At 59.9% G+C, this 25,619-nt stretch carries 31 protein-coding genes and 1 riboswitch; of the genes, 13 read left to right on the top strand and 18 right to left on the bottom strand.

What is annotated here, in order from left to right; genetic code table 11:
- Nucleotides 1–14 precede the first annotated feature (14 nt).
- The 3 genes from pucL to uraD are packed head-to-tail and all read right to left on the bottom strand — an operon-like array spanning nt 15 to nt 1,822.
- Nucleotides 15–938: a factor-independent urate hydroxylase gene (gene pucL / locus CIK76_RS00525; RefSeq protein WP_096282801.1), complete on the bottom strand. Its 924-nt coding sequence runs from the start codon at nt 936–938 to the stop codon at nt 15–17.
- A gap of 4 nt (nt 939–942) precedes the next feature.
- Entirely contained in the window at nt 943–1,299 is a 357-nt protein-coding gene (gene uraH, locus CIK76_RS00530) for a hydroxyisourate hydrolase (protein WP_096282803.1), read from the bottom strand.
- A 28-nt stretch (nt 1,300–1,327) separates the two neighbouring features.
- Entirely contained in the window at nt 1,328–1,822 is a 495-nt protein-coding gene (gene uraD, locus CIK76_RS00535) for a 2-oxo-4-hydroxy-4-carboxy-5-ureidoimidazoline decarboxylase (protein WP_096282805.1), read from the bottom strand.
- Between the two features lie 318 nt (nt 1,823–2,140).
- Here uraD and CIK76_RS00540 point away from each other — a divergent pair, with 318 nt between their 5' ends.
- Nucleotides 2,141–2,326: a hypothetical protein gene (locus CIK76_RS00540; protein ID WP_096282807.1), complete on the top strand. Its 186-nt coding sequence runs from the start codon at nt 2,141–2,143 to the stop codon at nt 2,324–2,326.
- Nucleotides 2,327–2,541: 215 nt separating this feature from the next.
- On the opposite strand, the gene CIK76_RS00545 is transcribed toward CIK76_RS00540, so the two are convergent.
- On the bottom strand, nt 2,542–3,543 hold the full coding sequence (locus CIK76_RS00545) for an AEC family transporter (RefSeq protein ID WP_096282809.1): 1,002 nt from the start codon (nt 3,541–3,543) through the stop codon (nt 2,542–2,544).
- 168 nt (nt 3,544–3,711) lie between these two features.
- On the opposite strand from CIK76_RS00545, the gene CIK76_RS00550 reads away from it, so the two are divergent.
- Nucleotides 3,712–4,467, top strand: a complete 756-nt coding sequence (locus CIK76_RS00550) for an SDR family oxidoreductase (RefSeq protein ID WP_096282811.1) — start codon at nt 3,712–3,714, stop codon at nt 4,465–4,467.
- A 78-nt stretch (nt 4,468–4,545) separates the two neighbouring features.
- The gene (locus CIK76_RS00555) at nt 4,546–4,944 is read left to right on the top strand and encodes a hypothetical protein (protein WP_141393420.1); all 399 of its coding nucleotides are present in this window, start codon (nt 4,546–4,548) and stop codon (nt 4,942–4,944) included.
- Here the strand turns inward: CIK76_RS00555 and CIK76_RS00560 are convergent.
- The 3 genes from CIK76_RS00560 to CIK76_RS00570 form a co-directional block, all read right to left on the bottom strand.
- A complete protein-coding gene (locus CIK76_RS00560) occupies nt 4,941–5,390 on the bottom strand; it encodes an SRPBCC domain-containing protein (RefSeq protein WP_096282815.1) in 450 nt (149 codons plus the stop codon). The genes CIK76_RS00555 and CIK76_RS00560 overlap by 4 nt on opposite strands.
- 42 nt (nt 5,391–5,432) lie before the next feature.
- Entirely contained in the window at nt 5,433–5,687 is a 255-nt protein-coding gene (locus tag CIK76_RS00565) for a hypothetical protein (RefSeq protein WP_096282817.1), read from the bottom strand.
- Nucleotides 5,688–5,777: 90 nt separating this feature from the next.
- On the bottom strand, nt 5,778–6,239 hold the full coding sequence (locus CIK76_RS00570; protein ID WP_096282819.1) for a MarR family transcriptional regulator: 462 nt from the start codon (nt 6,237–6,239) through the stop codon (nt 5,778–5,780).
- 138 nt (nt 6,240–6,377) lie between these two features.
- Between CIK76_RS00570 and CIK76_RS00575 the strand changes: the two genes are divergently transcribed.
- Genes CIK76_RS00575 through CIK76_RS00585 form a run of 3 tightly spaced genes read left to right on the top strand, consistent with a single transcriptional unit; the run spans nt 6,378 to nt 8,767 of the window.
- Nucleotides 6,378–7,409 carry a tellurite resistance/C4-dicarboxylate transporter family protein gene (locus tag CIK76_RS00575; protein WP_096282821.1) on the top strand — a complete coding sequence of 344 codons (1,032 nt, stop codon included), beginning with the start codon at nt 6,378–6,380 and terminating at the stop codon, nt 7,407–7,409.
- A 9-nt stretch (nt 7,410–7,418) separates the two neighbouring features.
- Nucleotides 7,419–8,420: a pirin family protein gene (locus tag CIK76_RS00580; protein WP_096282823.1), complete on the top strand. Its 1,002-nt coding sequence runs from the start codon at nt 7,419–7,421 to the stop codon at nt 8,418–8,420.
- A gap of 14 nt (nt 8,421–8,434) precedes the next feature.
- Entirely contained in the window at nt 8,435–8,767 is a 333-nt protein-coding gene (locus tag CIK76_RS00585; RefSeq protein WP_096282825.1) for a GNAT family N-acetyltransferase, read from the top strand.
- Here CIK76_RS00585 and CIK76_RS00590 read toward each other — a convergent pair.
- The 4 genes from CIK76_RS00590 to CIK76_RS00605 form a co-directional block, all read right to left on the bottom strand.
- Nucleotides 8,764–8,952, bottom strand: coding sequence for a DNA-binding protein (locus CIK76_RS00590; protein ID WP_096282827.1), 189 nt, complete (start codon nt 8,950–8,952; stop codon nt 8,764–8,766). The genes CIK76_RS00585 and CIK76_RS00590 overlap by 4 nt on opposite strands.
- A gap of 9 nt (nt 8,953–8,961) precedes the next feature.
- Entirely contained in the window at nt 8,962–10,350 is a 1,389-nt protein-coding gene (locus CIK76_RS00595) for an MFS transporter (RefSeq protein ID WP_096282828.1), read from the bottom strand.
- Nucleotides 10,351–10,703: 353 nt separating this feature from the next.
- Entirely contained in the window at nt 10,704–12,059 is a 1,356-nt protein-coding gene (dnaB, locus tag CIK76_RS00600; RefSeq protein WP_096282830.1) for a replicative DNA helicase, read from the bottom strand.
- A 654-nt stretch (nt 12,060–12,713) separates the two neighbouring features.
- On the bottom strand, nt 12,714–13,214 hold the full coding sequence (locus tag CIK76_RS00605) for a flavin reductase family protein (protein ID WP_096282832.1): 501 nt from the start codon (nt 13,212–13,214) through the stop codon (nt 12,714–12,716).
- A gap of 106 nt (nt 13,215–13,320) precedes the next feature.
- Nucleotides 13,321–13,437: riboswitch (SAM riboswitch) on the bottom strand.
- Between the two features lie 233 nt (nt 13,438–13,670).
- On the opposite strand from CIK76_RS00605, the gene CIK76_RS00610 reads away from it, so the two are divergent.
- The 5 genes from CIK76_RS00610 to CIK76_RS00630 all read left to right on the top strand — a co-directional run bounded on the left by CIK76_RS00610 (nt 13,671) and on the right by CIK76_RS00630 (nt 18,512).
- A complete protein-coding gene (locus CIK76_RS00610) occupies nt 13,671–14,792 on the top strand; it encodes a PQQ-dependent sugar dehydrogenase (protein WP_096282834.1) in 1,122 nt (373 codons plus the stop codon).
- A 139-nt stretch (nt 14,793–14,931) separates the two neighbouring features.
- A complete protein-coding gene (locus tag CIK76_RS00615; RefSeq protein ID WP_096282836.1) occupies nt 14,932–16,542 on the top strand; it encodes an AMP-binding protein in 1,611 nt (536 codons plus the stop codon).
- Between the two features lie 83 nt (nt 16,543–16,625).
- Nucleotides 16,626–17,204 carry a dihydrofolate reductase family protein gene (locus CIK76_RS00620; protein WP_096282838.1) on the top strand — a complete coding sequence of 193 codons (579 nt, stop codon included), beginning with the start codon at nt 16,626–16,628 and terminating at the stop codon, nt 17,202–17,204.
- Nucleotides 17,205–17,410: 206 nt separating this feature from the next.
- Nucleotides 17,411–17,782 carry a hypothetical protein gene (locus tag CIK76_RS00625; protein WP_096282839.1) on the top strand — a complete coding sequence of 124 codons (372 nt, stop codon included), beginning with the start codon at nt 17,411–17,413 and terminating at the stop codon, nt 17,780–17,782.
- Nucleotides 17,783–17,888: 106 nt separating this feature from the next.
- Complete coding sequence (locus tag CIK76_RS00630) at nt 17,889–18,512, top strand: TetR/AcrR family transcriptional regulator (RefSeq protein ID WP_096282841.1); 624 nt, start codon at nt 17,889–17,891, stop codon at nt 18,510–18,512.
- A 62-nt stretch (nt 18,513–18,574) separates the two neighbouring features.
- Here the strand turns inward: CIK76_RS00630 and CIK76_RS00635 are convergent, their stop codons facing one another.
- Nucleotides 18,575–20,050 (bottom strand): acetyl-CoA hydrolase/transferase family protein, encoded by a 1,476-nt coding sequence (locus tag CIK76_RS00635; protein ID WP_096282998.1) that lies wholly within the window; start codon nt 20,048–20,050, stop codon nt 18,575–18,577.
- Between the two features lie 223 nt (nt 20,051–20,273).
- Nucleotides 20,274–20,609 (bottom strand): helix-turn-helix domain-containing protein, encoded by a 336-nt coding sequence (locus CIK76_RS00640; protein ID WP_217990317.1) that lies wholly within the window; start codon nt 20,607–20,609, stop codon nt 20,274–20,276.
- Nucleotides 20,610–20,822: 213 nt separating this feature from the next.
- Here CIK76_RS00640 and CIK76_RS00645 point away from each other — a divergent pair, with 213 nt between their 5' ends.
- Both CIK76_RS00645 and CIK76_RS00650 read left to right on the top strand, forming a co-directional pair.
- Nucleotides 20,823–21,125, top strand: a complete 303-nt coding sequence (locus CIK76_RS00645) for a PadR family transcriptional regulator (RefSeq protein WP_096282845.1) — start codon at nt 20,823–20,825, stop codon at nt 21,123–21,125.
- A gap of 9 nt (nt 21,126–21,134) precedes the next feature.
- Entirely contained in the window at nt 21,135–21,518 is a 384-nt protein-coding gene (locus CIK76_RS00650; protein ID WP_096282847.1) for a hypothetical protein, read from the top strand.
- A 71-nt stretch (nt 21,519–21,589) separates the two neighbouring features.
- On the opposite strand, the gene rplI is transcribed toward CIK76_RS00650, so the two are convergent.
- The 5 genes from rplI to CIK76_RS00675 all read right to left on the bottom strand — a co-directional run bounded on the left by rplI (nt 21,590) and on the right by CIK76_RS00675 (nt 25,578).
- A complete protein-coding gene (gene rplI, locus CIK76_RS00655) occupies nt 21,590–22,048 on the bottom strand; it encodes a 50S ribosomal protein L9 (RefSeq protein WP_096282849.1) in 459 nt (152 codons plus the stop codon).
- A 17-nt stretch (nt 22,049–22,065) separates the two neighbouring features.
- Nucleotides 22,066–22,305, bottom strand: coding sequence for a 30S ribosomal protein S18 (gene rpsR, locus CIK76_RS00660; protein ID WP_026820365.1), 240 nt, complete (start codon nt 22,303–22,305; stop codon nt 22,066–22,068).
- Nucleotides 22,306–22,366: 61 nt separating this feature from the next.
- A complete protein-coding gene (locus CIK76_RS00665) occupies nt 22,367–22,957 on the bottom strand; it encodes a single-stranded DNA-binding protein (protein ID WP_096282851.1) in 591 nt (196 codons plus the stop codon).
- 58 nt (nt 22,958–23,015) lie between these two features.
- Nucleotides 23,016–23,312 carry a 30S ribosomal protein S6 gene (gene rpsF, locus CIK76_RS00670; protein WP_096282853.1) on the bottom strand — a complete coding sequence of 99 codons (297 nt, stop codon included), beginning with the start codon at nt 23,310–23,312 and terminating at the stop codon, nt 23,016–23,018.
- A gap of 172 nt (nt 23,313–23,484) precedes the next feature.
- Nucleotides 23,485–25,578 carry an acyltransferase family protein gene (locus CIK76_RS00675; protein ID WP_096282855.1) on the bottom strand — a complete coding sequence of 698 codons (2,094 nt, stop codon included), beginning with the start codon at nt 25,576–25,578 and terminating at the stop codon, nt 23,485–23,487.
- Nucleotides 25,579–25,619 lie beyond the last annotated feature (41 nt).

The raw sequence follows: 25,619 nt of genomic DNA on the forward strand, positions 1-25,619 counted from the left end.
CTTTTCACATCGGGTTAGATAAATGCAGGGATATTGGCCCACACCGGATGGTTGACCTCGGTTCCCTCGCGGGAGAGGGTAGCTTCGATCAGCCCATAGGGCCGATCTGCGGCAAAGAACACTTCATTTGGGTTGTCCTGGCCGAAGACTTCCAGGTCCACCAGGAAGTGGTGCTTGTTCGGCAGGGACATCTTGATCTCCGCAATTTCCGGATGCGCCTCAAGAACCGCTTGGCCCATGTTGTACATGCTCTGCTGCAGCGCGTACGAGTGGGTCTGCGCAAACTGGGTGAGCATCAGCGAACGCACCGAGCTGTACACGGCGTCGTAGTCGATGCCGGCCGCCACGGCCTCCGGGTTATAGCGCCAGCGGGCGGTGACATCGGTGGCCAGGATGCGGTCGGTGGTTTCCTTCAGCGTCGTGTACCGATCAACCGGGAATCCGTGGAACTCGCTGCCCGTGGACTTCAGGACGGTGAGGCCTTCCAGCCCCGCGACGATGCTCTTTTCTCCGTCGGACCCGATTTCCAGGACGGCCGTGCGAATTTCGGACTTGTTCTGCGAGAAGGCGTGGTCGTGATCGTTGATGCGGTCCCAGAAGAACTGCTGCGCCGCCCATCGGCCACCGGTGATCCAGTCGAATTCGCCGGTGAAATGATTTCCCAGCTGAACCAGGAAGTCTTCGATGGCCCCCACGCCGTTGCGGGCCAATCCGTAGACGGTGTTCTTCTGGGTGTCGGTGGGTACGACTCGGGCGTTGTCTCCGTCGATGTGGGCGGCCGTGAAGTCGCCGTGCAGCTGGCTGGTGACGTTCAGATCCTGGATCTGGTGGCGATCGGTGTCGCGGGTGATTTTTACCAGGCGGACCTCGGCCTTGCCATACTGGTTGGATCCAAGCACGATCTTGGTTCCTGCTGGGGCATTGATTTCGGTAGTCATGGTTCTAACTTCCTCGGTACGTGGAATATGCAAACGGGCTGATAAGAAGAGGTACGTGGTAATGCTGGTCGACTTCATTGACGTAAAAGTCGATGCTTACCGCGGGGAAGAAGCTTTCCGTTCCCTGCTTCCCGAAGTAGTCGCCGGTTTCGAAGGAAATCCGGTAGCGTCCTGCTTCAACCTGAGCCGGCCCCAGAGTCTTGATGCGGCCGTCCGCATCGGTGAGTCCGGATCCGATTTCTTGCCAGCCGGATGCCCTGTTGGCTTCCAGCGTGGCCTTGACACCGGAGGCAGGCCTCCCGGTCCCGGTGTCGAGAATGTGGGTGGTGATGTGACTGCGTGCTGCGGTCGATTCATCCATGAAGTACTCCTTAGCTCAAGGGTTGGCTTTAGCCTCTGACCGCGCTGGACATGCGGAGCAGCGCAATCGCACGCAACTGCTCGGCTACTTCGCGCAATTCGGTGTCCTGGTCATTGCCGAGGCGGCGTTCGCATTCGGCGAGGATTTCATTGCTGCTCCGCCCCGCGGCACGGATGAGGAAAACCCTGTTGAAGCGGGCTTCATAGCGGCGGTTGGCTTCGGCCAGACGGGAGGTGACATCGTCATCGAGCCGCAGGCTTGCTTGCTCGCCCCGGGAGAGCGAGGCTTCGGCGGAATCTCCCTGGGCTCGTTCGCCGATGCGGGGGTGATGCGCCAGCGCCGCAGCGATTTCTGACTCGCCAAAGGGCGCGGCACTGCGTTGGGCTGCGGCCGTTAGCGCAGCACTGTCTGCATAGGGGCGTGCGGCCACAAGCTCGTTGATCCAACGTTCCACATCGAGGCATGGCCGCAAGACGGCGGCAGCGTCTGCCTCGGGTAAGTTGTTAAAAACATGCAGGTCCATCGGGTGATCAGCTCTTTTCTTACACCACGATCCGATGGCTGAACACCCTTACCACCGATGGTTCTATCGGCTTCGACTCGATGTTTTTGGATCGTGGAATCTTCGTTCCACTACTGTAAGCCAACTCACACTACCTCCGTCAAGTGGTTTTCGAGGGAAATTTTTTGAAGTGTGATTTATTGTCGGAAATTTCGGTCGCAGGGAAGTTTTTAGGCCGATCCCCTTGCCAGGAGCCGCGCTCGCCCGACATACTGTTTTCGTAGGACAAAAATAAACTTCCGTATTACGGAATCAACTTATCGCAAAAGGAGGGTCGCCATGACCGCCAACCAGTCGGCAAGCATCAACTACTCACCTAAGGAAGCGCGGGTCCTCTCGGCGACCGCGGCGCTCCAGACGGGCATGTTCCAGCCAATCGAGAATCTGGACCCTGACATGTCCCCGCGGGCACGCATCAACACTTCGGCACCGAGCTTCCTGGACCGCCTGCTGCGCAGAAACTAGTTCGCCGACCCCTAGGGGTGCAAAACTTCATAAAGGCCATGTTCCGGAGGCGCCGAGCATGGCCTTTATGTTCTTAAATGGCCCACGTCAAACGGACGTGGGGCTCAAGGGAGGCATCGAAAGATCATTGCGCTGCGTGCTTGGCGCCAGGATCGTTCCACGAACCCGCTTCGGCGCGAGCTTCAACCATGAAGAGAAGTGCTGCCCGCGAGGATCTACTTGAGCACCAGCTGCGCCAAGACCGGAAGCGCGATTGCCGACAGGGCGCAGGTAATGACGATGGCCAGCGCCGTCGGCTCACCGTCGCCGGTGTCATTGTGAGCCATGATGTAGGCCGTGGCGGAGGTCGGCATAGCTGCCATAAGCACCGCGGTGTTGAACCACATCGATTCGAGATCCGGCGCGAAAATCCAGAGCATCGAAACGGTCAGCAGAGGCAATGCCGCCAGCTTGCCAACCACCATGACCAGCATGGTTCGCTTGGCTCCACGCACCTTGGTATGCGCCGTCCCCGCCCGCCGGTCCAGGGTGCGCTGAACGGTGCGCCGCAAGGATAGACCGATTACGAACAAGGCTCCGGGGGCTGCCGCGGCGGCAATGAGGTCTACGGTGTCATCAAGCGGTTTTGGAATGGGGATCCCCCACATCACCACTGCTCCGCCAAACACCATGGCCCAGGTAACCGGGCTATAAAGCAGTGCATTGCGAACCGTCAACGCGATCCGGCGACCGCTGGGCTTATGCCTGTTTCCCGGGCCTGCCGGCATCATCAGCTGGGCCAAGATGGGAAAACCCACCATAAAAATAACGTTGTGGACCAGCTGCCCCATGCCTGCGGCGAGACCGGCCTGGCTGCCGAGCACCCCGAGAACTACCGGAATTCCCAGATAGGAGACGTTGCCAAAGCTGGTGCTGAGCATGCCAGCCAGGCTCCGCCCGCGCTCTACGCGCAACACATAGCGGAAAAGGACCCAACAGATGAGGGCGAATGCCAACGTCGAGGCGATGCTGACCCACAGGAAATCGAACGGAACTCCCCGACTAACATCGGCCCGGGCAACCACCTTGTACAGCAATGCAGGCAGTGCCACGTAAAAGACAAAAACGTTCAGAGCCGGTTCCACGCTGGGCGGGAATTTCGGTGAATAACTGACCGCGTAGCCAATGAGCATCACGAAGAACAGCGGCAGGACACCGAACAGCACGTCGAGGAACACAAGACTCCTTCAAAGTTCATTTTTGAGTCTTTCCAAGCCTAGTTGTCCTTCCCGCGGCAACCTGCATCGGCTTCGCTGGACCTGCCGAACTTCAGGCATGCTCCGGCGGATTCACATACGCGGCTGCCATGGCACCTGCGACTAGGCTAGATGCCAAAAGGAGTTAATATGCCATCTGCAAACATGCCGACGTCCAGCATCCTGATCACCGGAGCCGGCACCGGCATAGGTCGGGCCACCGCACGGCTGCTACTAGCCCAAGGCTGGAATGTGGTCTTGGCCGGACGCACCGAACAGACACTGCAGGAAGCAGCACAAGGCCACGGCAACGCTCTAGTGGTCCAAGCCGATGTCTCCTCCGCCGAAGAGGTTCGATGCCTATTTGCGAAGGCGACCGAGCATTTTGGTCGTCTCGATACGCTATTCAACAATGCCGGAACGTTCGGTCCCGCAGTCTCCATCGATGAGCTAAGCGCGGAGGACTGGGAGAAAGTCTGCCAGGTGAACCTGACCGGAGCGATGAATTGTGCCCGCGAAGCTTTTAAGCATATGAAGCTGCATGGCGGCGGAAGAATTATCAACAATGGATCAATTTCCGCTCAAGTGCCCCGACCACGGTCGGTGGCCTATGCAGTTACCAAGCACGCCATCACGGGGCTGACTAAGTCCATTGAACTCGATGGCCGCCCGTTTGGCATCTGCGCTTCACAGATCGACATCGGCAACACTGCTAGCGACATCATGGACGAACTCGGCACCTCGCAAGGAGCCTTGCAAGCCGACGGCTCGCGCAAGGTTGAGCCAACATTCGACCTGCAACAGGCAGCGCAAGCCGTAGCCTTCCTGGCTAACAGCCCACTCACCGTCTCCGTCAATCAGCTCACCATTACCGCTGCAGGGATGCCCTATATTGGCCGCGGTTAGTTCGCTTTGCGCGCGGAGTTCAGCTGGTGGCTATAGTGGGACGAACCATTTAGAGTCCAAATTCAGGCAAGTGAGAAGATGAGCGCCGAACCGTCAGCAATGCAAGTGAGCTATCCGGAGAATTGCGGTAATGCCCCACGGCATCTGGTGATTCAGGAAGTGATCGTGGCGCTGCACGGGCGAGATCTGGATCATCTCAGGCTGTGGCTCACCGAGGACATTGAATGGGAAATAGTTGGCTTTGAAACGCTGCACGGGATCGACGCGCTCTGTAGCTGGGTAATGATTTCAGGAGATACGAAATCACTCGAATTCAAAAGCGTGCTCACTCACGGTCGCGAAGGAAGCACCGATGGAAATATCACCAACGGTCAGGATATCTCCGCGGCTTTTAGCCATGTGCTGCGCTTTACCGGAGCAGCGAAAACCGCACGGATCAAGTCCGCGCGCAGTTATCTGGTGTCGAAGCCAATTTAGAAGTACTCGGCCAAGAGCGATTCAAGCTTTGCAAACGCGGAATTCCAGGCCTTTTGGCTGCTCTCGATGACTTCATGTGGCAATGGGCCCTGCGTCAAGGTCACATAGGTCTGGCCGGCAAATTCCTTGAAGTCCAGCTTGGTGTGAATGACCAGATCCAGCGTCATCTCATGCGGACCATCGGCGCTGGCCAGGCATACCTGTTCGTCAAAGATCGTGACCACTGCCTTGAGCGGCACCTGAGCTTCCGGGTTATCGCTTTGTGCCATGGTCAGCTCATGGCGTCCCCCGACCTTCGGCTCGAGAATTACCGAGCCCTCCTGCACCGTCCAGCCATGCGGTCCCCACCACTGCGTAATAATCTCCGGTTCGACGAATGCGGCCCAGACCGCAGCACGAGGAGCGGCGAATTGCCGGGACAAGACAAGTTCATTCATTTCCTGCATACTCGGATTTTACCGTGCTCTCGGCGGGGAATCTAAAGCCGGCTATTTGGGGCGACGGGATTCCATGCGGCTAGCGGTATATACGGTTAGCTCATCGGCCTGAGTTCCGGCGGCCTCGTGGGCGCGCAGCACCATCATGGCGCGGTCCCATTTAATGCGTTCGCGTGGGCTGGTCATGATCGAGCGTTCGGCCGGGCCGAAAATACTCAACCCCAAATACTTCAGGCGCCATCGGGCACGATATCCAAGACTCAAGCCGGTGGTGTCGCTGATGATGGGCAGTGGTGACTCGTCCATGGGGAAACCTCAATTTGTCAGGGCGCCGGAGCCAATTGCGTCCGTGACTTAAGCCTACTCCAATAGTTGGTGCACCAACTATATCCTTAATCACTCGGCGGGCGCCGCGATTCCCGCATCCACCACATCGCCCAGAATCTCGCACAATTCAACGACTTTTTGCTCGCTTAAGTTCAGCCGACTCAGCATCTCATGGGGAATATCCAACGCCTGCTCACGCAGCATTTCCCCCTTCTGCGTAGTCTCAATCAAGATCGCGCGTTCATCGCGCGGATTCTTTCTGCGCTCGAGCAATCCGGCTTTTTCAAGGCGCTTGACCAGCGGGGAGAGCGTCCCGGGATCCAGATGCAGCTTTTCGCTGAGCTCCCGCGCACCGATTGGAGCAGATTCCCACAGGGCCAGCATCACCAGGTATTGCGGGTGGGTCAGCCCCAATGGGTCGAGCACCGGCTTATAAGCTGAAATCACCGATCGTGAGGCGACGGCCAGTCCAAAACACAACTGCCGCTCAAGCTTGAGCAGATCATCACGACGAAGATTGGAGCTGTCCACGATGTTTTGTTCTCCTTGGGGTTCATGCCGGTACCGACACTAAGATCGTACGCCAGCATCCTGAGTCGGGGCTTGGCGGCAGAGCGCCACAGGCGTTAGCCTCAACATCTCGGCAAAGAAGAATTCAAGGAGACCTAGGTGAACCCAGAACTGCGTGCTAGCCGCTCACGATTCACCCGATGGGTAGCCACCCTTGCCCCGTCGGTATTCTCCAGCGTGATGGCCACCGGCATCGTAGGCATGGGTCTGCTGCTTTCCGGGTTCTCCGCCCTCGGCCAGGCTTTCTGCATCCTGGCCGGTATCATGTTCCTCGGACTACTCACGGTGCTGGTCCTGCGCGTCGTGCGCTATCCGACGGCGGTGCAAATTGATGCGCTGAACCCGGCCCTTGGTTTTGGGTTCTTCACCGTGGTCGCAGCCTCGAATGTCCTAGCCCTCGCACTGGCGGTTTTGAAGCTCCCGGGCGCCGCACTGACCGCGCTGATATTCGGGACGCTCATTTGGCTGATCACCACCTACGCGATTCCCGCCGGGCTGGTGCTGCATGAACGTCCGGAACCGGCACTGACCCACGCAAATGGGTCGTGGTTCCTCTGGGTGGTGGCCACCCAATCCGTTGCCGGCGGATTAGCGCATCATACAAGCTTCGGCGCCTGGGCCGCCATGCTTGCCTTAGCTATCTGGCTGCTAGGCTGCGCGCTCTATCTGCTGACCGCTACCCTCGTGACGGTGCGCATGATCCGCTATCCGAACCGCGCCGAGACGCTTTCACCGACGTATTGGATCTTCATGGGGTCCACCGCGATCAGCGTATTGACCGGTTCGCAACTACTCGGCTTGGCAAACCGCGGTGAGATTCCGAACTGGCTGCAAGCAAATATCGCCTTTACCACCTTGGCGTTGCTCGCCATAGGGTTGTGGTTCATCCCCCTGCTGCTGGTCTTCGGAATCTGGCGGCACATCATCCACCGCCACCCGCTGAGCTATGAAACCAGCCTTTGGGCGATTGTCTTCCCGCTGGGCATGCTCGCCACCGCATGTCTTTCCCTGGGATCAATACCGGATTTCTCGGCTCTCTTTACGCTGGGGCAGATAGTGATTTGGGTGGCCGTGGCCAGCTGGGTGGGAACCATCGCCCTATGGGTGGCACGAATCAGGCATCCTGCCTAGTCTTAGGTTATGAGCAACCTTGAACAGGCACCGGCGGAAATCGACTGCAGCAACCTCGATGCACGCTCAGAGGTTCAGGCGCTGGAGCCCCGCCCAGTCCCCCTCGGTGGCCCGCGAGCCATGACGGTCTCCCGGACTCTTCCGCAGAAACAGCGCAGCCTGATCGGCGCGTGGTGCTTCCTCGACCACTACGGACCGGACGACGTAGCGCTCACCGGCGGGATGAACGTTCCACGGCATCCGCACACCGGACTGCAGACCGTCTCCTGGCTTTTCTCCGGCGAAATCGAACACATCGACTCGGCCGGGCATAAGGCCAAAGTGCGCCCCGGTGAATTGAACCTCATGACCGCTGGATACGGAATCACGCATTCCGAAATGCTCTGCGAAGAAACCACGATCTTGCACGGAGCCCAGCTATGGACCGCCCTGCCTGACCGGGTGCGCAATATGGAACCAACCTTCGAAAATTACCGTCCCGAACCGATATACGGCCAAGGATGGATGCTCAACGTTTTCCTCGGCACTCTCGCGATTGGCGAGCAGAGCCTCACCTCCCCGGTGAAGACGCATACCGAACTCAGCGGGGCCGAACTGCATCTGGACCCGCATACCGAGGTCGAAATCGTGGTCCCCGCACATCACGAACACGGTGTACTCGTTGATCAGGGCCGCCCGACGGTCAACGGCAAACCACTTGAGCACCGCGAACTGGGCTTCGTCCGGGCCGGATGCACCACGCTGCGCATCACTGCCGGCGAGCAGCCGGTCCGCGCTTTGCTGATCGGCGGAGAGCCGCTTAAAGAGGAGATCCTCATGTGGTGGAACTTCGTGGGACGCAGCCATGAAGAAGTCCTCGCATTCCGCGCGCAGTACCAAGCGGAAATCGGCGCCGAACCAGGAGACAGCTCGGAGGACCGCTTTGGCCCATTCCCGGAAAACACTCCCGCGCCATTGCCGGCGCCGGCGCTACCTACCGTCCGACTACGTACACGAGTTAACCCCTCCTAGAAAGCGGCCACCAAATGAGCGAAATCACACCTGTTTTCCTGCCCGAACGTCGGCGATATGCACTGGACGATGATGGAAAGGTCATTGGCGCAACCCACTTTCGAGAATTCACCGGTTCCGCTGGCACCGAGCGGATCTTTTTCCACACGACCGTGGACGAAGAATACGGCGGACAAGGACTGGCCAGTGTGCTGGTGAAATTCGCGTTGGACAACACCATCGCCGGTGGAGCCAAGATCGTGGCAGTTTGCCCGTACGTCAAGGCCTATGTCGCTAAGCACGCCGAATACCAGCCACACCTCGTCGCGACGACCCCAGAGCACCTGAAAGTCCTGCCACGCGCCTAGCTGCGCAGCTCAAGACCCTGCTTGTCCAGGGCTTCACGGAGGATGCGCAGCGCTTTTGGTCCGACGCCATGCAACCGAAGCAGCGCTTTCTCGCCGGTTTCGCCCGCTTGTTCGAGGCTCGTGATACCAGCGCTTAGCAGCGCCCTGGTGGCCGGTGCGCCGATGGCTGGGAGCTCAGTTTCCATACGCCTGGGCTACTTAGGGCCAGCCGCCGCCGGGGATTCGATCCGCGGCGTAACGACCAGCAGTACGATGATCAGGAACAACGAGAAGGCGAAGACCGCGGCGAAGCCCAGCCCCACTGCCACCGTGGCGAAGATGACCCCGCCAAGCGCGGTCACTCCCGCGTTGCCCAGCGCATCCGCCATGGTCATCGCCGAGGAGTTGAATCCTTGTTCCTGCTTGCCGGAGAGGGCCAGCATATTCACGTTTTGGCGTGGGAAGATCATTCCCATTCCAAATCCGCCTATCGCCCAACCAACCACGATGATGGCCACCGGCGGGTGGAACAACGCGGCATAAAGCGCGGTGGAGATGCCAAACGCCCCGGCCAGGGCGCCGATTCCGATGCATGCGGAATTGCTTAAACGTTCACCGGCTTTCCCCTGCAGCCACGAGCCCAGGGCCCAGGACAATGCGGAGGCGGTGAGCACCAGACCCGCGCGGTCCGGAGGCAGAAAATAGTCTTCGCGCAGCAAATACGGCAGGTAGACCTCTGTGCCGAAAAATGCTCCAGCCACCAGCGATCGGGTCAGCACCGTGGCTGGCATTCCACGCCGGGCGCTGAAGGTCCCTACGGGCAGCAGCGGCCGGATCGCTAACAGGGCGAGCGCCAACGCTGACAGCAGGGCGACGACGGAGGGCCACCCATTGTCCATGAGCCCAAGCAGGTTCATGGCGATCACCGAAGCCCCGGTGAACCCCGCGAGCAGTAGCCGCTTGATGGAGACCGGACCGAGGGTTGCATCGCGTGCAGAATCCATGCGATGCAGGGTCGGGATGACCGCCACGATCGCGAAGGCGATGAAGATCAGCACCCCAAGGAATACCCAACGCCAACCGAGGTATGTGGCGATCAGGCCCGCAATCCACGGTCCGAGCAACGCCGGGATCACCCCGGCGGCGGCGAAAAGTGCGAAAATTTTGCTGTGCAATTTTGCCGGATATGCCCGAGCGATCAGCACAAAGATTGCCACGGTCACGGCGCCGCCACCGATGCCTTGCAAAATTCTTCCGAGGATCAGCACCTGCATATCCGCCGCGGTGCCGCAGATAAGCAGGCCGCCGGCAAAAATAGCCACGGAAGCGTACAGCGGAATCTTCGGGCCTCTTCGGTCCGAAACCTCTCCCGCAGCAACCATGCCAAGCATCGCGCTGGCAATCGGTGCGGCAAAGGCCAGCGCGAAGTACTTCTGTCCATCGAGCAGCTCACTGACCAGCGGCATGATCGTGGAAACCGCCAACGCTTCGAAACCCACCGAGAAGACCAGGACGAACATGCCCAGGGTGGTCGCCAAATATTTGGCGGCATAGATCGACTCAACCGTTGCGGAATCTACCGCAGAGTCACGTGGTGATGGCATGCGGCCATTCTTTCATTGAACGTCTCGGACGCCGATTCGGCACCGATGGTTAGTGGATGCACCGCATGGCTTTGTAAGCTGAACCCATGCTTAACGAAGATACGCGTCGCCGACTGGTCAAGATCACCGCGCTCTGCCTAGCGCTGATGGTGGGAGCTACCGGGATACTCTCCAGCGGTGTTCTTGGCCTTTTCTAGGCAGCCAGCCCCAGGTGCGGCGCGAATGGACGGCGCTTTCAGCACTATCAACGGCACGCAGCGATGCACGGAGAACGCAGCTGAACCAAGGGGCAGGGCCAAGAAATCTTGCGGATTTCTGGACCCTTCCCTGTGCCGTAGGCCTGCCTCGGCAGGCTAGCCGTCGTTCTGCATGTTGCTGAAGCGCGAATAGTGGCCCTGGAACGCCACGGTGATGGTCTTGGTGGGGCCGGCACGGTGCTTTGCGATGATCACGTCGGCTTCACCCGGACGGTTTTCCTTGTCGTAGACATCGTCACGGTGCAGCAGGATTACCATATCGGCGTCCTGCTCGATCGATCCCGATTCACGAAGGTCCGAGATCATAGGCTTCTTGTCGGTGCGCTGCTCGGAACCACGGTTCAGCTGCGAGAGGGCAACCAGCGGAACATCGAGTTCCTTGGCCAGCAGCTTGAGGTTACGCGAGAACTCGGACACTTCCTGCTGGCGCGATTCCACGCGCTTGCCCGAGCTCATCAGCTGCAGGTAGTCGAGGATGATCATGCGCAGCTCGTTGCGCTGCTTCAGCCGTCGGCACTTGGCGCGGATTTCCATCATGGACATATTCGGCGAATCGTCGATGAACAGCGGAGCTTCGTTCAAGCGACCCATCGTGGTCGCAATCTTCGTCCATTGTGCGTCTTCCACCGAACCCTTGCGCAGATCCTGCAGCTGGATGGATGCTTCTGCCGAGAGCAGGCGCATCGCAATTTCGTTGCGGCCCATTTCCAGCGAGAAGAAGACGGTGGCCATGTTGTTCTTAATTGCCGCGGAACGGGCGAAGTCCAGGGCGAAGGTCGACTTACCCACTGCGGGGCGGGCGGCGATGATGATCATCTGACCACCCTTCAACCCCTGGGTCAGTTCGTCGAATTCGTAGAACCCGGTTGGCACGCCGGTAATTCCGTCGCCGGCGTTCGCCGCATTCTCGATCTCATCGACGGTTCCCTCGATGATGTCGCTCAGGCGCACGTAGTCTTCGCTGTTGCGGTTCTCGGCGACCTTGTACACCTCGGCCTGCGCCTCGTTGACGATCGCGTCAACCTCACCATCGGGCGAATAGCCCATCTGGACGATCCGGGTCCCGGCATCGACCAGGCGGCGCAATACGGCGCGTTCGCGCACGATTTCGGCGTAGTAGCCGGCGTTCGCGGCGGTGGGCACCTGCTGGATGAGGTTGTGCAGATAGGCGGCGCCACCCACGCGGGCGATCTCGCTGCGCTTGGTGAGCAGATCGGAGACCGTCACGGCATCGGCTGGTTCGCCTCGTCCGTAGAGATCGATGATTGCGTCAAAAATGGATTCATGGGCCGGGCGATAGAAATCTGTTCCGCGCAGCGCCTCGACCACGTCGGCGATCGCATCCTTCGACAGCATCATGCCGCCAAGAACCGACATTTCGGCAGGAATATCCTGCGGCGGGGTGCGACCCGCTTCCGAACCCTGACTCTCGTAGACCGGCTCCGCGCTCATAACTGACACTTCCATCCCCTATTGACCCTCTGGGAAATACCCTTGTGCCATGATGGCAACACTCAAGCATGTCACCGCCAACCGACGTTATCGTGTCGGCGGTACCTGTGGATATATCAGTCCCAAAGCCAACAGTAGGTCTCTTATCCATAGCCGCAAACTCTGTTATCCACAAGATCTGTGGATAATCCCCCTCTAGCTGTGGATGACCCTGTGTGCGACTTGGGGAGAAGCTTGTGGATTACCCCACTTAAGTTGTGCTAATGACTATCTGACTTGGAGTTTGTTGTTTGCACACCTGTGGATAGAAAGTTAATTTCTTTGTAGAGTCAACCTTCGCAAATGACGTTATCCACAGCATAACTCGCGGGATTCCGGTGTATTCAACCTGCTGCACCGACTTATCAACGTACCATCCACAGAGGTGTGGATAGTTTTGTGGAAAGAATCTTCGTGAAGAACGCGGTAGTCACCGCTCCAAAAAGCTACTGAAACGTAACTTCGAGGCGAGTAATCCACAATTCGATGCAGAGCACCCCTCTGCGGTCATATGAACTTAACGCGCCCGCGCGGTCCGAGCCCGCCGGGCCAGTTAAACGACTGCGCGCCACATGTCAGCGAAAATGACAGGTGGCGCGAAGCGACGACAACTATTTAGACGAGTTCCGGGACTGGTAACGAGTGAAATCGTGAATCATGGAAAATCGACGGTAAATGCTCGGCGACCTTATGGCCATGGACCTGCAACAGGATGACCCAATGGTCTCCGGCCTCAACCTCACTGTAGATCGTCGTGTCGAGCCACAGCGTTGAGTCATGGATGAACAACGAGCCGTCGTCGCTGGTGTGGGTGTCCACACCGCGGAATCGATCTCCGCTCTTGGAAGCGATCTGCCTGCAGACCCCTTCATTGCGCTCGCTGAGCACCGAAACGCCGATTCGATTTGCGTCCCGCAGCTTCGGCCAAGTGTTCGAGGTTTTCTGCACGGCAAACATCACCAACGCCGGTTCCAAGGAAACCCCTACGGTGAATGAGGAGGCGACGATTCCCGTCTTTTCCCCGTTGACTTCGGCGCACAGAGTGGCAATTCCCGATGGGTGCTGGGCGAAAACCTTGCGCAGCGTCAGTGCGTCAAGTTCTTGATTCAAAGACATGCCTTGACTTCCTTTGCTTCATGCCCACCGGTACGGCGACGGTCGGCGGCAGGCTAAAGCAGCTTTGACTTGCTCTTACCCGCCGTCGAAGGTTTAACGCCTCGATGTGCGGTACTTGTATCGTGCGGTGTTGCGCGACACCGAATCTTCACCTGGAGCACCCCGCTACCGTATAGAGGGTTGCCGGCCAGCTAGCCAGGGCCTTTAGCTGACGCTCATGATTCTGATTAAAACGATATTGGCCTAAGCTCCCGCGCGTCAAACAAATTGCTTCGCAAATCGAAATATTCAACCCAAAATTCGATGAGCCACAAGTATTCGAGGGTCCATCGGAAATTTATTCAATCACCGGAGGGTTCGGATGCGGCTGCGCGGCCCGCTGATACCGCTCCCCTTCGGTGCGATACGAAGCGCCCAGCCTCTTGCATAGCGAACGGATCTTGCTAGCCTGAAACCATGCGGCCTCGAATAGCTGGTAATCCGAAGATCACGGTTTTCCTTGGAATTCTCGCCTGCGCCGCGATGCTCACCGGATGCGCCGCCGAAGCACCGCGTTCCCCCGGCGCCACGTCAAGCAGCAGGGCAGTCGATACCAAGTCGCCCGAACCGCGAAGGATCGCAGCCGAGCTAGCCGCCCCCTGGTCCATGGTCTTCGCCGAAAATACGCTGATCGTTTCAGAACGCGATTCGGGGCGGATCGTGGAAATAGATTCAGCGGGCACTGCCCGGCAAATCATCCGCTTGGACGACGTAGTTCATGGTGGCGAAGGCGGACTGCTTGGGCTGGCCTTTCAACAGCCCTACCTTTTCGCCTACTCCACCGCAGAAGACGGCAACCGCATCCAGCGATTCGAACTTTCCGGCGACAGCGGTGCGCTCGCGCTGAGTCATCCGCGGACGATCCTGTCCGAATTGCCATCGGCAGGAATTCACAACGGGGGGCGTCTAGCCATCGGACCGGATTCGATGCTCTACGCGACCGTGGGAGACGCTGGAAATGAATCCTCGGCTCAAGATCTGGAAAGTCTAGGCGGAAAGATCCTGCGGCTGACCATTCAGGGCGAGGTCCCCGGCGACAACCCCTTCCCCGGTTCGCCGGTATTCAGTTTCGGCCATCGCAATCCACAAGGTATCGCTTGGGCTCCCGACGGAACCATGTATGCCAGCGAGTTTGGGCAGAACCGCTGGGATGAATTGAACATTATTGAGCCCGGAGCCAACTACGGCTGGCCGGCGCACGAAGGCATTGCGGAAGATCCCGAATACCGCGACCCGATCCAGCAATGGAGCACGCAGTCCGCGAGCCCCAGCGGCATCACCATTTACGACGGGGTCCTCTACATCGCCAACCTGCGCGGGGAGCGCCTGCGAACCGTGGAGCTGAGCACGCCTCACGATTCCACCGAGTTCCTCGTAGGTGACCATGGGCGCCTGCGGGACGTGAAGGTCAGCGAGACCGGCGAGCTCTGGGTGCTGACGAATAACACCGACGGTCGCGGCACCCCGCAAGAGGGTGACGACAGGATTCTCGGCATCTCCCCGGAGACGCTCATCGACCGAACTGCCACCCGGCGCTGAATTTCGGCCACTGAACGAATTGATACTGCGGTTCTTGGATTGAACCCGAGGTCCATGCCACCATGAAGGTCGCAAGTGCTTCAGCTCACAGGCGCAGGCTGAAGGAAACCACGGATACGAATCGAAGGATATCGCACACATGGTCATGACTCAGGCTAACCACTCGGAACTCACACCCCTGCGATTCCTGCAGCGTTCGGCCGAGGTCTATCCGTCGAAGACCGCGGTGATCCACGGGACCCGCAGGTACAGCTACGCCGAATTCGAGCGGCGCGTGCAACGCTTCGCCCAGGTCGTCAAGGCGCGGATCGCGCCCGGGGACCGCGTCGCGGTACTTGCGCCGAATACTCCCGAGATGCTCATGGCCCACTACGCGGTTCCGCTGGCCGGGGGCGTGCTGATCGCACTGAACACCCGCCTGTCGGCGCCCGAGCTGCGCTATATTATGGATCATTCCGAGTCGAAGCTGCTGTTCGCCGATACCGAATTGTTGGCAAATACTTCGACCCTGCGTTCCGAGATTCCGAGCTTGGAAGCGTTGATCGAGATCACCGATGACCAATACGCCGGTACGCGCCCGACCGTCGCCGTGGACGCGGTGCTCTCCGAGCTGCTGGACGCGGCCGGCGAGGAACGCCTGAACTACGAGGTGGCAGATGAGCGCGCCCCGATCACGTTGAACTACACCTCGGGCACCACCGGCAAACCCAAGGGCGTGCTGTACTCGCACCGCGGCAGCTACCTGAACTCGCTGAGCGAGGCCCATCACCAAGGCTTCACCGCAAAGACCCGTTACCTGTGGACCCTGCCGATGTTCCACTGCAACGGCTGGTGCACCCCTTGGGCGGTCACCGCCGCGGGTGGCACGCACCTGTGCTTGCGCGGCGTGCGCGAGGATGCGGTGTGGGACGCCATTGAGAATCTTTGCGCCACACATCTGTGCGGAGCCCCCACGGTCTGCTCGATCATTGCCGACTCACCGCGCGCCCACGCCCTGTGCGATCCGCTGCGTATCACCACCGCCGGCGCCCCGCCGTCCCCGGCAATCATCACGAAGCTGCAGAAGCTGGGCATCGAGGTGGTCCATGTATATGGGCTCACCGAGGTCTATGGCCCCTACACCATCTGTGAATACCAGGATGACTGGGATCAACTGGATGCGGACGCACGAGCCGCAATGCTCTCCCGCCAAGGCGTGGGCATGCTGACCGCCGAAAGCGCACGCATCGTCGACGAGAATATGGTGGACGTTCCCGCCGATGGGCAAACCATGGGTGAGATCGTCTTGCGCGGCAACAACGTGATGATTGGCTACTACCGCGATGAGGCAGCCACCGAGCAGGCCTTTTTCGGCGGTTACTTCCATACCGGCGATCTGGGAGTGATGCACCCGGACGGCTACATCCAGGTGCGTGACCGCGCCAAGGACATCATCATTTCAGGTGGAGAGAACATCTCCACCATTGAGGTCGAACAGGCTCTCGCCGCGCACCCGCAGGTGCTGGATCTTGCGGTGGTGGGCGTCCCCGACGACAAATGGGGCGAGCGTCCGGTCGCCTATGTCATTCGCACCACCGGTTCGAGCCTGGACGAGGCGACCCTGATCAATTTTGCCCGCGAACGGCTGGCTGGGTTTAAAGTGCCACGCACCATCGTGTTCCCGCAGGATCTGCCGCGCACCTCTACCGGCAAGGTGCAAAAGAACGTGCTGCGCAATCGAAGCCTTGCAGCGCATTCAGAGAACGCCTGACTTGATGCCTGCTTTGGGTTCCCCCGCGCACCTGCGAGGCGTAAGGTGAGGTGCACTTAGCGCCGATTTCACGGGGAGTTCCCATGGCAGCGACATATACCTTCGACATCTTCTCCAGCCTCGACGGCTTCGGCAGCGCCACCGGAAATTGGGGCGGCTACTGGGGCAAACAGGGCCCGGAGCTGCTCGCTCGGCGGCTCGAGCACTACTCGCCACCCTGCCGGATGGTCTTCGGCGCAAACACCTATCGGCTCTTTGCCCAGTTCTGGGCCGAGGCGGAGAAATATACGGATGTGGATGACCCTTGGGGCGAGGCCATGCACAAGCAGCCTGCCACCGTCATTTCCAACTCCCTCGTCGGCCCGCTGGACTGGCCCGACGCGGCCATTGAGCGCGGTGATGCCCTTGCCGTAGTTCCGCGGCTGAAAGCCGAGTCGCTGGTGCCGCTGCGCTCTCACGGTTCGCTGTCCATGAATCGTTCGCTGTTGGCAGCCGGCCTCGTCGACTATATCCAAGTCACCATCTTCCCGGTGCTCACCGGACTGACCGGGCAATCACCGATCTTCGAGGGGGCCGAGGACTTCGACCTGGAACTCGTAGAGTCCCGACTGCTCGATGGCCGGACGCAAGAGCTCATCTATCGCCCGAGCCTGCATCACTAGCGCCGGTGAACCGGCAAAAAGTCGTCGTTGGCTACCGGAAATACGGCCATCAGAGGGCTGCTTGCCCGGCGGCATGCGCGGCGCGAATCGGCTCTCCAGCCGCAGTCCGGTACCCCGGATAAACTATTGACCGGGCGGTCAATCAAACATAAATTGGAACTTGACTCCCAAAGGGAGCACTCCGACCTCTAGGAAGGTGATTTTCAATGAAGAAGTGGACTCGGTGGCAAGATTGGGTTGTCGTGGTGGCTGGCGCATACGCCGCACTGTCGACAACATGGGTCGCGGGCACCACGATGTCCATGAACCTGATGGTGGGCCTTGGCGCCCTGATGGTCGTAGTCGGCATATGGAGTGTCGCCATGCCACGGCTGGTCAGCTTGGAGTGGGTGCTGGCCGCGGTCAGCGCGCTCTTGGTCGTCTCCCCTTGGCTCGGATCCTATGCAAGCGGCTATGCCACTGCTTCTTGGGTCTCGTGGATCTGTGGCGCCGTCGGCCTGGTTGCTTCTCTCTGGGCAATAGCACCGGCGATGCACATGCGCCACGAAGCCCACGGCGGCACGCGGGCAGCGCACTGATAACCATCTGCAACACGCAACCGGACGCGTGCGGGACAACGGGCAGAGCCCGCTGAGTCGCACGCGTCATTCTTGCCCGCAGCTCAACCGCGGAAGGATCTCCCCAATGCCCCTGCGCACCCCGGCCCACGGCGGCAAGCACTCTCCTCGTGCCAACGGCGAAACCGGAGCCTCCGCACGCACCCGCATCCTGAATGCAGCCGAACAGCTGTTCGCGGCGCAAGGCTTCGATGGGACCCCTACCTCGCATATCGCCAGGGATGCCGGGGTACCCAAAGGGCTCCTGTTCTACTATTTCCCGGCGAAGTTCGCCCTGCTCACGGCCTTGCTGGAGGAACGCCTCCAGGGCACGGAGATCGATTCCGGCGCGCTGGCAGTTCCCGGCGATCCTGCCTCGGGCCTCGTGATGATCGCCGAACGCTACTGCGCGGAGCAGGCGCGCTCCACCATGCTCCGGGTGGTGCTGTGGCGCGAACAGCATACCCACGCGGAGGTGGCGGCAGCCTTGGCAAGCTATCTGCATGATTTGGAGCAGTCAATCGAGCAGCTGCTGAGCCTGAGCGTGAGTTCCGCGGTGGATCAGCGATTTCTGCAGGCCGCCAGCCGGCTCTGGGCCGGCTATTTGAGGACTCTGCCGTTGCCGGGCGCGGCAACCGGCGGGCAGCGGTCCGCCATGGAGCTGCGCCTGGCCGCGGACCTGGTCTGCTCCGGGATGAGCTCGGGGCAGTGAACGCGCGCGAGCCCGCGAGAACCCAAGGGTTTTCGCGGGCTCGTTGCACGGTATGCGGCGGACTACTGGGCCAGGCGCATATCCCCGGTTTCGTAGTAGCGCTGGTGCCAGCTCAAGGCCTCGCCCAGCAGGTGCGGGGTGTGCTTGCCGTAGCTTTCGCTCCGGGCCCGGTCGAAGTAGTCCTGGAGCATCGGACGGTACGTGGGGTGCGCGCACTTGTCGATAACCAGCTGGGCGCGCTGCTTCGGTGACAGCCCGCGCAGATCGGCCAGTCCCTGTTCGGTAATCAGGATCATGGTGTCGTGCTCGGTGTGGTCCACGTGGCTGGCCATGGGCACGATGCCCGAGATCTTGCCGCCCTTGGCCATCGAGGGAGACATGAACACCGACAGGTAGCCATTGCGGGCAAAGTCGCCCGAGCCGCCGATTCCGTTCATCACATGGGAGCCGAGCACATTGGTGGAGTTCACGTTGCCGTAGATATCCGCCTCGATCATGCCATTCAGCGCGATGCAGCCCAGCCGGCGGATGATCTCCGGATGGTTGGAGATCTCCTGGGCGCGCAGCAAGATGCGTTCGCGGTAGTGGGCCACGTGCTTGTTGAACTCCTCGATGCCCGCTGCCGACAGGGAGAAGCTGGTGGCGGAGGCGAACTCGATGGTGCCGTCCTTGATCAGCTCCAGCATGCCGTCCTGGATGACCTCGGTGTAGGCGGTCAAGCCCTTGTAGCCGCCGCGGGCCAGCCCTGCGAGCACCGCGTTGGCGATGTTTCCCACACCAGACTGCAGTGGCAGCAGCTTCTCGGTGAGCCGTCCGGCGCGGATCTCGTAATCCAGGAAGTCGAGCAGGTGATCGGCAATCTGCGTGCTGGTCTCATCCACCGGGGCAAAGGGGCTCAACCGGTCGGGCGCGTCGGTTTCGACGACCGCGACCACCTTGGTGACGTCGATATCCATGTATTTCTGGCCGATGCGGTCGCGCACCGTGGTCAGGTCGATGGGTTTGCGGTGCGGTGGCAGCGCGGTGCCGTAGTAGATATCGTGCATGCCGTCCAAGGAGGCGGACTGCTGGGTGTTGACCTCGATGATGATCCGGTCTGCCATCTCCAGCCAGGTCTTGTTATTGCCCACCGAGCTGGAAGGGATCAGGTCGCCTTCTGCGGTCACCCCGACTACCTCGACGATAGCTACATCGATCTTGCCGTAGAAGCCGAACCAGGCGTGCTGGGCGACGTGGGACAGGTGAATGTCCATGTACTCCATGTTGCCGTCGTTGATGCGGCGGCGCAGTTCCGGATCGGACATATACGGTAGGCGCAGATTCATGCCCTCGGCCTTGGCCAGCACTCCGTCAAGCTCGGGGGCGGTCGAGGCGCCGGTGAGCACGTTGATCTTGAAGTCCTTGCCTTCGCCATGCTGGTGTTCCATCTGCGCCGCGAGCGCGCCCGGTACCGCCTTGGGGTATCCCGCACCGGTGAAGCCACTCATGGCCACTGTCATGCCGGGTTTGATAAAAGTTGCCGCCTGTTCGGCACTCATCAAACGGTCAACAAAGGCTCGGTGGTGAATACGCTCGTGCAAAATAACCCCTTCTAAACTTCCTTGTGATGCAGGTCTATAACCTGCATCTCACCGGAATACTTTAGCCGTTATTCGCCCGCAGTTGGACCTCTACTAGGCCTTATGCGCGATAGGTGGGGATACTAGCGACGAGGTGTGTCCAATTTGCGCTGACCGGTCTGGTCCCAGGTGACCTCGTGACCTAGCTCAGCTCCACATGAACGACTTCGCCTACAACCCTTGCCTGCAGCCTGCCACCCATCGCTTCGACGTAACGGCGCAAGGTGGCGAATTGCACGCGGTCGATATCCCCCGTTTCCATGCGGGCGACGCGATCAACGCTGAGCTTCAGCATTGCGGCTAGTTCCACCTGGCTCAATTGCGCTTCTTCACGCATTTCGCGCAGCGACAGCTTGCGGGATTCCTCCTGCACGGTACGCCGATGCTCGGCAACCGCGTCGCGCTGGGAGTCAGTTAATACATCCGGATCGGCATACGCAAAGCCCATGTGTTCCACCGCTTCTCTTGTTTTCGTCAACCATAGCCACTCTCACATTCGAGGCTATGGGCGGCGGCAGCGTTCCCCAATGATTATGACGGCATTCGTGCGGGTCATTTCGATGAATTATGGACCAACACAGGGTTTCGACATGGCATTAAATACCGGCAAGCGGTACTGACTAGGGGACACCGGGAAATTTCATCCAAAAGCGGGATGAGATCCTGGCTATGTAGGAATCATGCTTAAGTCATGGACGAAAATAAGGTAGTTCATCAGATCAAGCGTTCCATGCTGCCCGTGGTGATCTTGGGCCAATTGCTCCAGGGGCCAAGCCACGGTTATTCCATGCTTTCAAAACTCGATGAGCTCGGCATCACCGGGATCAAGAGCGGCACCTTGTATCCGCTGCTACGCGGCATGGAAGAGGCCGGAGATATCGCAGCCGAATGGGAACTCGCCGACCGCGGACCGGCGCGCAAGAACTTCACAATCACCGAACAGGGCCAACAGACCCTGCGAGAAATTCGACTCTGGCTACGCCAGATTGCCTAGGAGCACCACATGAGCAGCGTTGCAACTTACATCGATGAACTCCGCACGAGCCTGACATCACGCCATATTGCCATCGATACCATTCGTGACATCGTGCGCGAAGTCGACTCCGAGAGCAGCAGCTACGAAGAAGCCACCAGCAGTTTCGGCACGCCCGGGGAATACGCGAAAAGCTTCCCCGAGGGCAAGAAGCCAAAAGGAAGTGCCGCGTTTCTCGCTGCCGCCGTGATCCTCGCCGTGCTCTGGGTGCTCATTCAGCTAATTACGCGTGATAAAAATTCCGAAGGCCTGGCCAACTTTGCGATGACCTGGCTCCCGGCTTGGGGGTTGATCGCACTTGGAATCACTATCGACTTCTCACGTTTCTTGGCGCGTGTGCGGAAAAGCCGCTAAACGCCAATGGGCGGTGCACTCCCCTTGCGGAGAATGCACCACCCATTGAAAAGAGGTGAGTCTAAGCAGACTTACTTCTTGGCAGCAGCTACAACCTGAAGCTTCAGGTTTGCAACAACATCCGCGTGAATGCGAACGGTTGCGCTGTAGTTGCCAGTCGACTTGATGTGGTCGTTGACCTCAACGTTGCGCTTGTCGATCTTACCCAGACCGGCAGCCTCAACTGCGTCAGCGATGTCAGCGGTCTTAACGGTGCCGAACAGGCGGCCGTTAGCGCCAGCCTTGACGGTGATCTTCACCGGCTGGGACTTCAGCTTCGCCGCAATTGCCTGAGCTTCCTCAAGGTTTGCAACGGCACGAGCGGCACGAGCAGCCTTGATGGACTCAACCTGCTTCTCACCGCCCTTGGTCCACACGAGTGCGAACCCGCGTGGAAGGAGGTAGTTACGGGCGTAGCCGTTCTTTACCTCAACAATGTCGCCCGCAGCACCCAGACCGGATACTTCGTGAGTCAGAATGATCTTTGCCATTTTGCTATCCCTCTTCCTTAGCCTCGGCCAGCGCCGGAGTAAGGCAGCAGGGCTACTTCACGTGCGTTCTTGATTGCCTGTGCGATCTTGCGCTGTTCCTGAACCGATACGCCGGTCACGCGACGAGCGCGGATCTTTCCGCGATCAGAGATGAACTTGCGCAGCAACGCTACGTCCTTGTAGTCGATGACGGTGATGTCAGCGGCCTTCAAGGGATTGGACTTTGGTTTGGGCTTACGGATTTCAGCCTTAGCCATCGTGGAGCTCCTTAGGTTTGGAGCCCGCAGAGAGATCTGCGGGATGGTGAATAAATAATTGTTAGAAAGGTGGCTCGTCGTTGCCCGGGTTACCCCAGCCACCGCCGCCGCCATTGTTACCGCCGGAGTTGCCGCCGGTGCTCCACGGGTCGTTGGATGGAGCATTCCATCCACCGCCCTGCTGCGGCTGCTGTTGCTGCGGCTGCTGTGGGGCATTTTGCTGCGGCGCGTTGGAGAAACCTCCACCGCCGGCGTTGTTGCCAAAGCCGCCCTGGCCACCGCCGGAGCGCTGGGTGCGGGTTACCTTGGCGGATGCAAAACGGAGCGACGGGCCGATTTCATCGACCTCTAGCTCCATGACGGTGCGACGTTCGCCTTCCTTGGTGTCGTACGAACGCGAGCGCAGACGACCCTGGGCGATGACTCGCATGCCCTTGGTGAACGTCTCGGCTACGTTTTCTGCAGCCTCTCGCCACACCGATGCACGCAAGAACAGGGCTTCCCCGTCCTTCCATTCATTGGACTGGCGATCGAAGGTGCGAGGAGTCGAAGCGATCGTGAAGTTCGCTACGGCTGAACCGGATGGCGTGAATCGCAGCTCCGGATCGGCGGTCAGATTTCCGATGACGGTAATAACAGTCTCGCCTGCCATTGACTCTCCTTACTCAGAATGAACGTTTGTCGTACAACGGAAGATGTTGCCAGCGTAATTAAACGCGGGCTTCTTCCGGACGGGTGACCTTGTGGCGCAGGATCTGCTCGTTGATCTTGAGCTGGCGCTCAAGCTCGAACGAAGTAGCTGGATCCGCGGTGTAGTTCACCACGATGTAGATGGCTTCTGCCTTCTTCTGGATCTCGTAAGACATCTTGCGACGTCCCCAGATATCGACCTTCTCGATCGATCCACCAGCAGCGCGAACAACCTCGAGGTACTTCTCGATGGTTGGTTCTACGGTGCGGTCATCGACCTCTGGATCGATGAGGACCATAAGTTCATAAGCACGCATGTGAACCCACCTCCTTTGGGCTAAACGGTCGCGGCATTTCCGCAACAGGAGGTTCTTGCGTTATCCGTGCTCCGCGGCACCCAAGTTTCGGGCGTGCAGTAGCACAGACCTTTCAATCCTACCCGAGATGTCGGTCTAGGCAGAACCCTTGGTGTCCTAGATCATGAACTCTTTATTGCTCGCCGTCCATCGCAGCTTCCAGACGATCGCCGAACACCGGCGCCAACGTGCGCATATAGGTGTCCGAAACATGATGCTTATCCCGGTAGACCAGTACATTTCCGATGACCGCCGGGCAGCGCTGGTCGATGCAGAACTGATCGCTGAAATCCAGCACCTGAACCCGGGGTTCAAGCTTCGCGGCCTGCCGGGTGGCATCCCCCTCTTCGAAGGCGGACTCCTTTTCGAAGGAGCATTGCTCCGGGTTAGAGGAGTGCTGCTCCACGCAGTCCCGCGCATAGGAATCCTGCGGCGGCCGCGGCGTATCGACCACCGCGTACACCTGGCGTCCCGCGTCTTCGAGCTTGCCCCACTGCTCGGCGTATCCGCGCCCCGCATCCCCCACGAAACTCGCTCCGCCCCAATTAGCCGCAACGATCGCGTTGAGGTCCTCGCGTTCGCTCAGTTTCTTCAGCGTCTGCTCATTGGCTTCGGCGCAGTTGATCCCTCCCTCGCGTTCTGCGGTTCGGCTCTCGGCGCTGAACGGGCAGGAGTTCTTCAAATAGGTCACGACCTTCCAACCGCGCTCCTTGGCGTGGCCGGCGAGCGCCTCGAACCAGTGGGCCGCGTGGGAGTCGCCGACCAGGGCCACCGCAAAAGTGGCATCCTCGCTGCCGAATTCGCATTCCTTGATCCGGGTGGATTGCGGGTCCTGCACGCATTCGCCTAAATCCGGCTGATCGTCTTCGGCCGTTGCCGGCACCGGAATGATCTGGGGCTGATCCGCCAGATAGGCCGGGGCGCCAACGGATACGGAGGCGGCGCCGAAGCCGGCCGGCGGGTTCGCCAGCAGCGCCGCGACTTCTTGCTGCTCGCGTTCGATCGATTCGCGCTGCGCAACGCCCGGAACCAGCGCCACCGATGCAACCACCGCGATCACCGTGGCCCCTGCGAGCAGCGAGCGCTTCGCGGAGGCCGCCACTGGCCGCCAATGGCGTGCCGGGGTTTCGACGAAACGCAGGCTGGCCCAGGCCAATGCAAGGGATCCTGCCAAGAGAGCCAATGATTCCACCGGGGTCGGATCATGCCCGGTGAGGTGGATGGCGAAAACTATCAGTGGCCAGTGCCAGAGATACAAAGAGTATGAGGCCAAGCCGACCCACTGCACCGGAGCAAAATTCACCAGCGCGTGCAACGAACCGGGACCCGAGGTGCTGCCTGCGGCAATGATGGCCGCACAGCCAAGCACCGGGAGGGCGGCTGCGATGCCGGGGAATACGGTCTGCGCGTCATAGCTGAAGGCCGCACCGAGAATTGCCGTCAGCGCGAGCAGCACCAGGGCATTGCGCACCGACCAGGAACCGGCCCAGCGCGGCAGCCTGAAGGCACCGTGCGCATGCCCATCCGCGGCAAGGGCGAGCAGCCCGCCGGCCGCCAGTTCCCAGATGCGGGTGGTTGTGATGAAGTAGCCGGCCGGGTTCCCGGAATACCCGGTGAAGATCGAGTAGCCCAAGGAGATCAGGGCAGTAGCCGTAAAGACGATCCACAGCATCCGCCGGCGGGACGCAAAGCGATCGGCTCGCGGGCCGGGAAGGTTGTGTTTGACCAGCATGCAGACCGCCAGCACGAGCAGCGGCCAGAACAGGTAGAACTGCTCCTCAACCCCTAGGGACCAGAAGTGCTGCAGCGGTCCGGGTGCCTGTTCGGCCGCCAGGTAGTCCACGGAATCCGCGGCCAACACCCAGTTCTGCACCGAGAAGGCCGAGGCGAGGGCCTGCACGCCGACTGTCCCCCATAGGGTTTTGGGGAAGATGGCCAGGGCCGCCGCAACGACCACCAGAATGACGAGCATTGCGGCCGGCAAGATCCTGCGGGCACGCCCGGCGAAGAAGGACGCCAGGTTCACCGTTCCGGTACGCTGCGCCTCCCGCAAAAGGTGCGAGGTGATCAAGAAGCCGGAGATCACGAAAAAGATATCCACGCCAATATAACCACCGGGCAATAGTCCAGGCTCCAGGTGGTAGGCAACCACCAAAAGGACCGCGAGGGCGCGCAACGCCTGGATCTCGGGCCGGAAATTCTTGGGGGCAGCAGAAGGAGAACTCATAGAGTCCTATCCGACCACCGCCGGGTTAACGGATAGCAACC

Source organism: Glutamicibacter sp. BW80, from assembly GCF_002332385.1.
Taxonomy (GTDB): domain Bacteria; phylum Actinomycetota; class Actinomycetes; order Actinomycetales; family Micrococcaceae; genus Glutamicibacter.

What these genes read in the sequence shown, in the direction of transcription:
- CIK76_RS00590 (WP_096282827.1), bottom strand. Translation starts at nt 8,952, where the DNA reads ATGGAAACTGAGCTCCCAGCCATCGGCGCACCGGCCACCAGGGCGCTG.
- CIK76_RS00595 (WP_096282828.1), bottom strand. Translation starts at nt 10,350, where the DNA reads ATGCCATCACCACGTGACTCTGCGGTAGATTCCGCAACGGTTGAGTCG.
- CIK76_RS00615 (WP_096282836.1), top strand. Translation starts at nt 14,932, where the DNA reads ATGGTCATGACTCAGGCTAACCACTCGGAACTCACACCCCTGCGATTC.
- dnaB (WP_096282830.1), bottom strand. Translation starts at nt 12,059, where the DNA reads ATGAGCGCGGAGCCGGTCTACGAGAGTCAGGGTTCGGAAGCGGGTCGC.
- CIK76_RS00550 (WP_096282811.1), top strand. Translation starts at nt 3,712, where the DNA reads ATGCCATCTGCAAACATGCCGACGTCCAGCATCCTGATCACCGGAGCC.
- CIK76_RS00580 (WP_096282823.1), top strand. Translation starts at nt 7,419, where the DNA reads ATGAGCAACCTTGAACAGGCACCGGCGGAAATCGACTGCAGCAACCTC.
- CIK76_RS00540 (WP_096282807.1), top strand. Translation starts at nt 2,141, where the DNA reads ATGACCGCCAACCAGTCGGCAAGCATCAACTACTCACCTAAGGAAGCG.
- pucL (WP_096282801.1), bottom strand. Translation starts at nt 938, where the DNA reads ATGACTACCGAAATCAATGCCCCAGCAGGAACCAAGATCGTGCTTGGA.
- CIK76_RS00635 (WP_096282998.1), bottom strand. Translation starts at nt 20,050, where the DNA reads ATGAGTGCCGAACAGGCGGCAACTTTTATCAAACCCGGCATGACAGTG.
- CIK76_RS00605 (WP_096282832.1), bottom strand. Translation starts at nt 13,214, where the DNA reads ATGTCTTTGAATCAAGAACTTGACGCACTGACGCTGCGCAAGGTTTTC.
- CIK76_RS00620 (WP_096282838.1), top strand. Translation starts at nt 16,626, where the DNA reads ATGGCAGCGACATATACCTTCGACATCTTCTCCAGCCTCGACGGCTTC.
- CIK76_RS00585 (WP_096282825.1), top strand. Translation starts at nt 8,435, where the DNA reads ATGAGCGAAATCACACCTGTTTTCCTGCCCGAACGTCGGCGATATGCA.
- rplI (WP_096282849.1), bottom strand. Translation starts at nt 22,048, where the DNA reads ATGGCAAAGATCATTCTGACTCACGAAGTATCCGGTCTGGGTGCTGCG.
- CIK76_RS00645 (WP_096282845.1), top strand. Translation starts at nt 20,823, where the DNA reads ATGGACGAAAATAAGGTAGTTCATCAGATCAAGCGTTCCATGCTGCCC.
- CIK76_RS00650 (WP_096282847.1), top strand. Translation starts at nt 21,135, where the DNA reads ATGAGCAGCGTTGCAACTTACATCGATGAACTCCGCACGAGCCTGACA.
- rpsF (WP_096282853.1), bottom strand. Translation starts at nt 23,312, where the DNA reads ATGCGTGCTTATGAACTTATGGTCCTCATCGATCCAGAGGTCGATGAC.
- CIK76_RS00610 (WP_096282834.1), top strand. Translation starts at nt 13,671, where the DNA reads ATGCGGCCTCGAATAGCTGGTAATCCGAAGATCACGGTTTTCCTTGGA.
- CIK76_RS00630 (WP_096282841.1), top strand. Translation starts at nt 17,889, where the DNA reads ATGCCCCTGCGCACCCCGGCCCACGGCGGCAAGCACTCTCCTCGTGCC.
- CIK76_RS00565 (WP_096282817.1), bottom strand. Translation starts at nt 5,687, where the DNA reads ATGGACGAGTCACCACTGCCCATCATCAGCGACACCACCGGCTTGAGT.
- CIK76_RS00555 (WP_141393420.1), top strand. Translation starts at nt 4,546, where the DNA reads ATGAGCGCCGAACCGTCAGCAATGCAAGTGAGCTATCCGGAGAATTGC.
- uraD (WP_096282805.1), bottom strand. Translation starts at nt 1,822, where the DNA reads ATGGACCTGCATGTTTTTAACAACTTACCCGAGGCAGACGCTGCCGCC.
- CIK76_RS00625 (WP_096282839.1), top strand. Translation starts at nt 17,411, where the DNA reads ATGAAGAAGTGGACTCGGTGGCAAGATTGGGTTGTCGTGGTGGCTGGC.
- CIK76_RS00665 (WP_096282851.1), bottom strand. Translation starts at nt 22,957, where the DNA reads ATGGCAGGCGAGACTGTTATTACCGTCATCGGAAATCTGACCGCCGAT.
- CIK76_RS00675 (WP_096282855.1), bottom strand. Translation starts at nt 25,578, where the DNA reads ATGAGTTCTCCTTCTGCTGCCCCCAAGAATTTCCGGCCCGAGATCCAG.
- rpsR (WP_026820365.1), bottom strand. Translation starts at nt 22,305, where the DNA reads ATGGCTAAGGCTGAAATCCGTAAGCCCAAACCAAAGTCCAATCCCTTG.
- CIK76_RS00560 (WP_096282815.1), bottom strand. Translation starts at nt 5,390, where the DNA reads ATGCAGGAAATGAATGAACTTGTCTTGTCCCGGCAATTCGCCGCTCCT.
- uraH (WP_096282803.1), bottom strand. Translation starts at nt 1,299, where the DNA reads ATGGATGAATCGACCGCAGCACGCAGTCACATCACCACCCACATTCTC.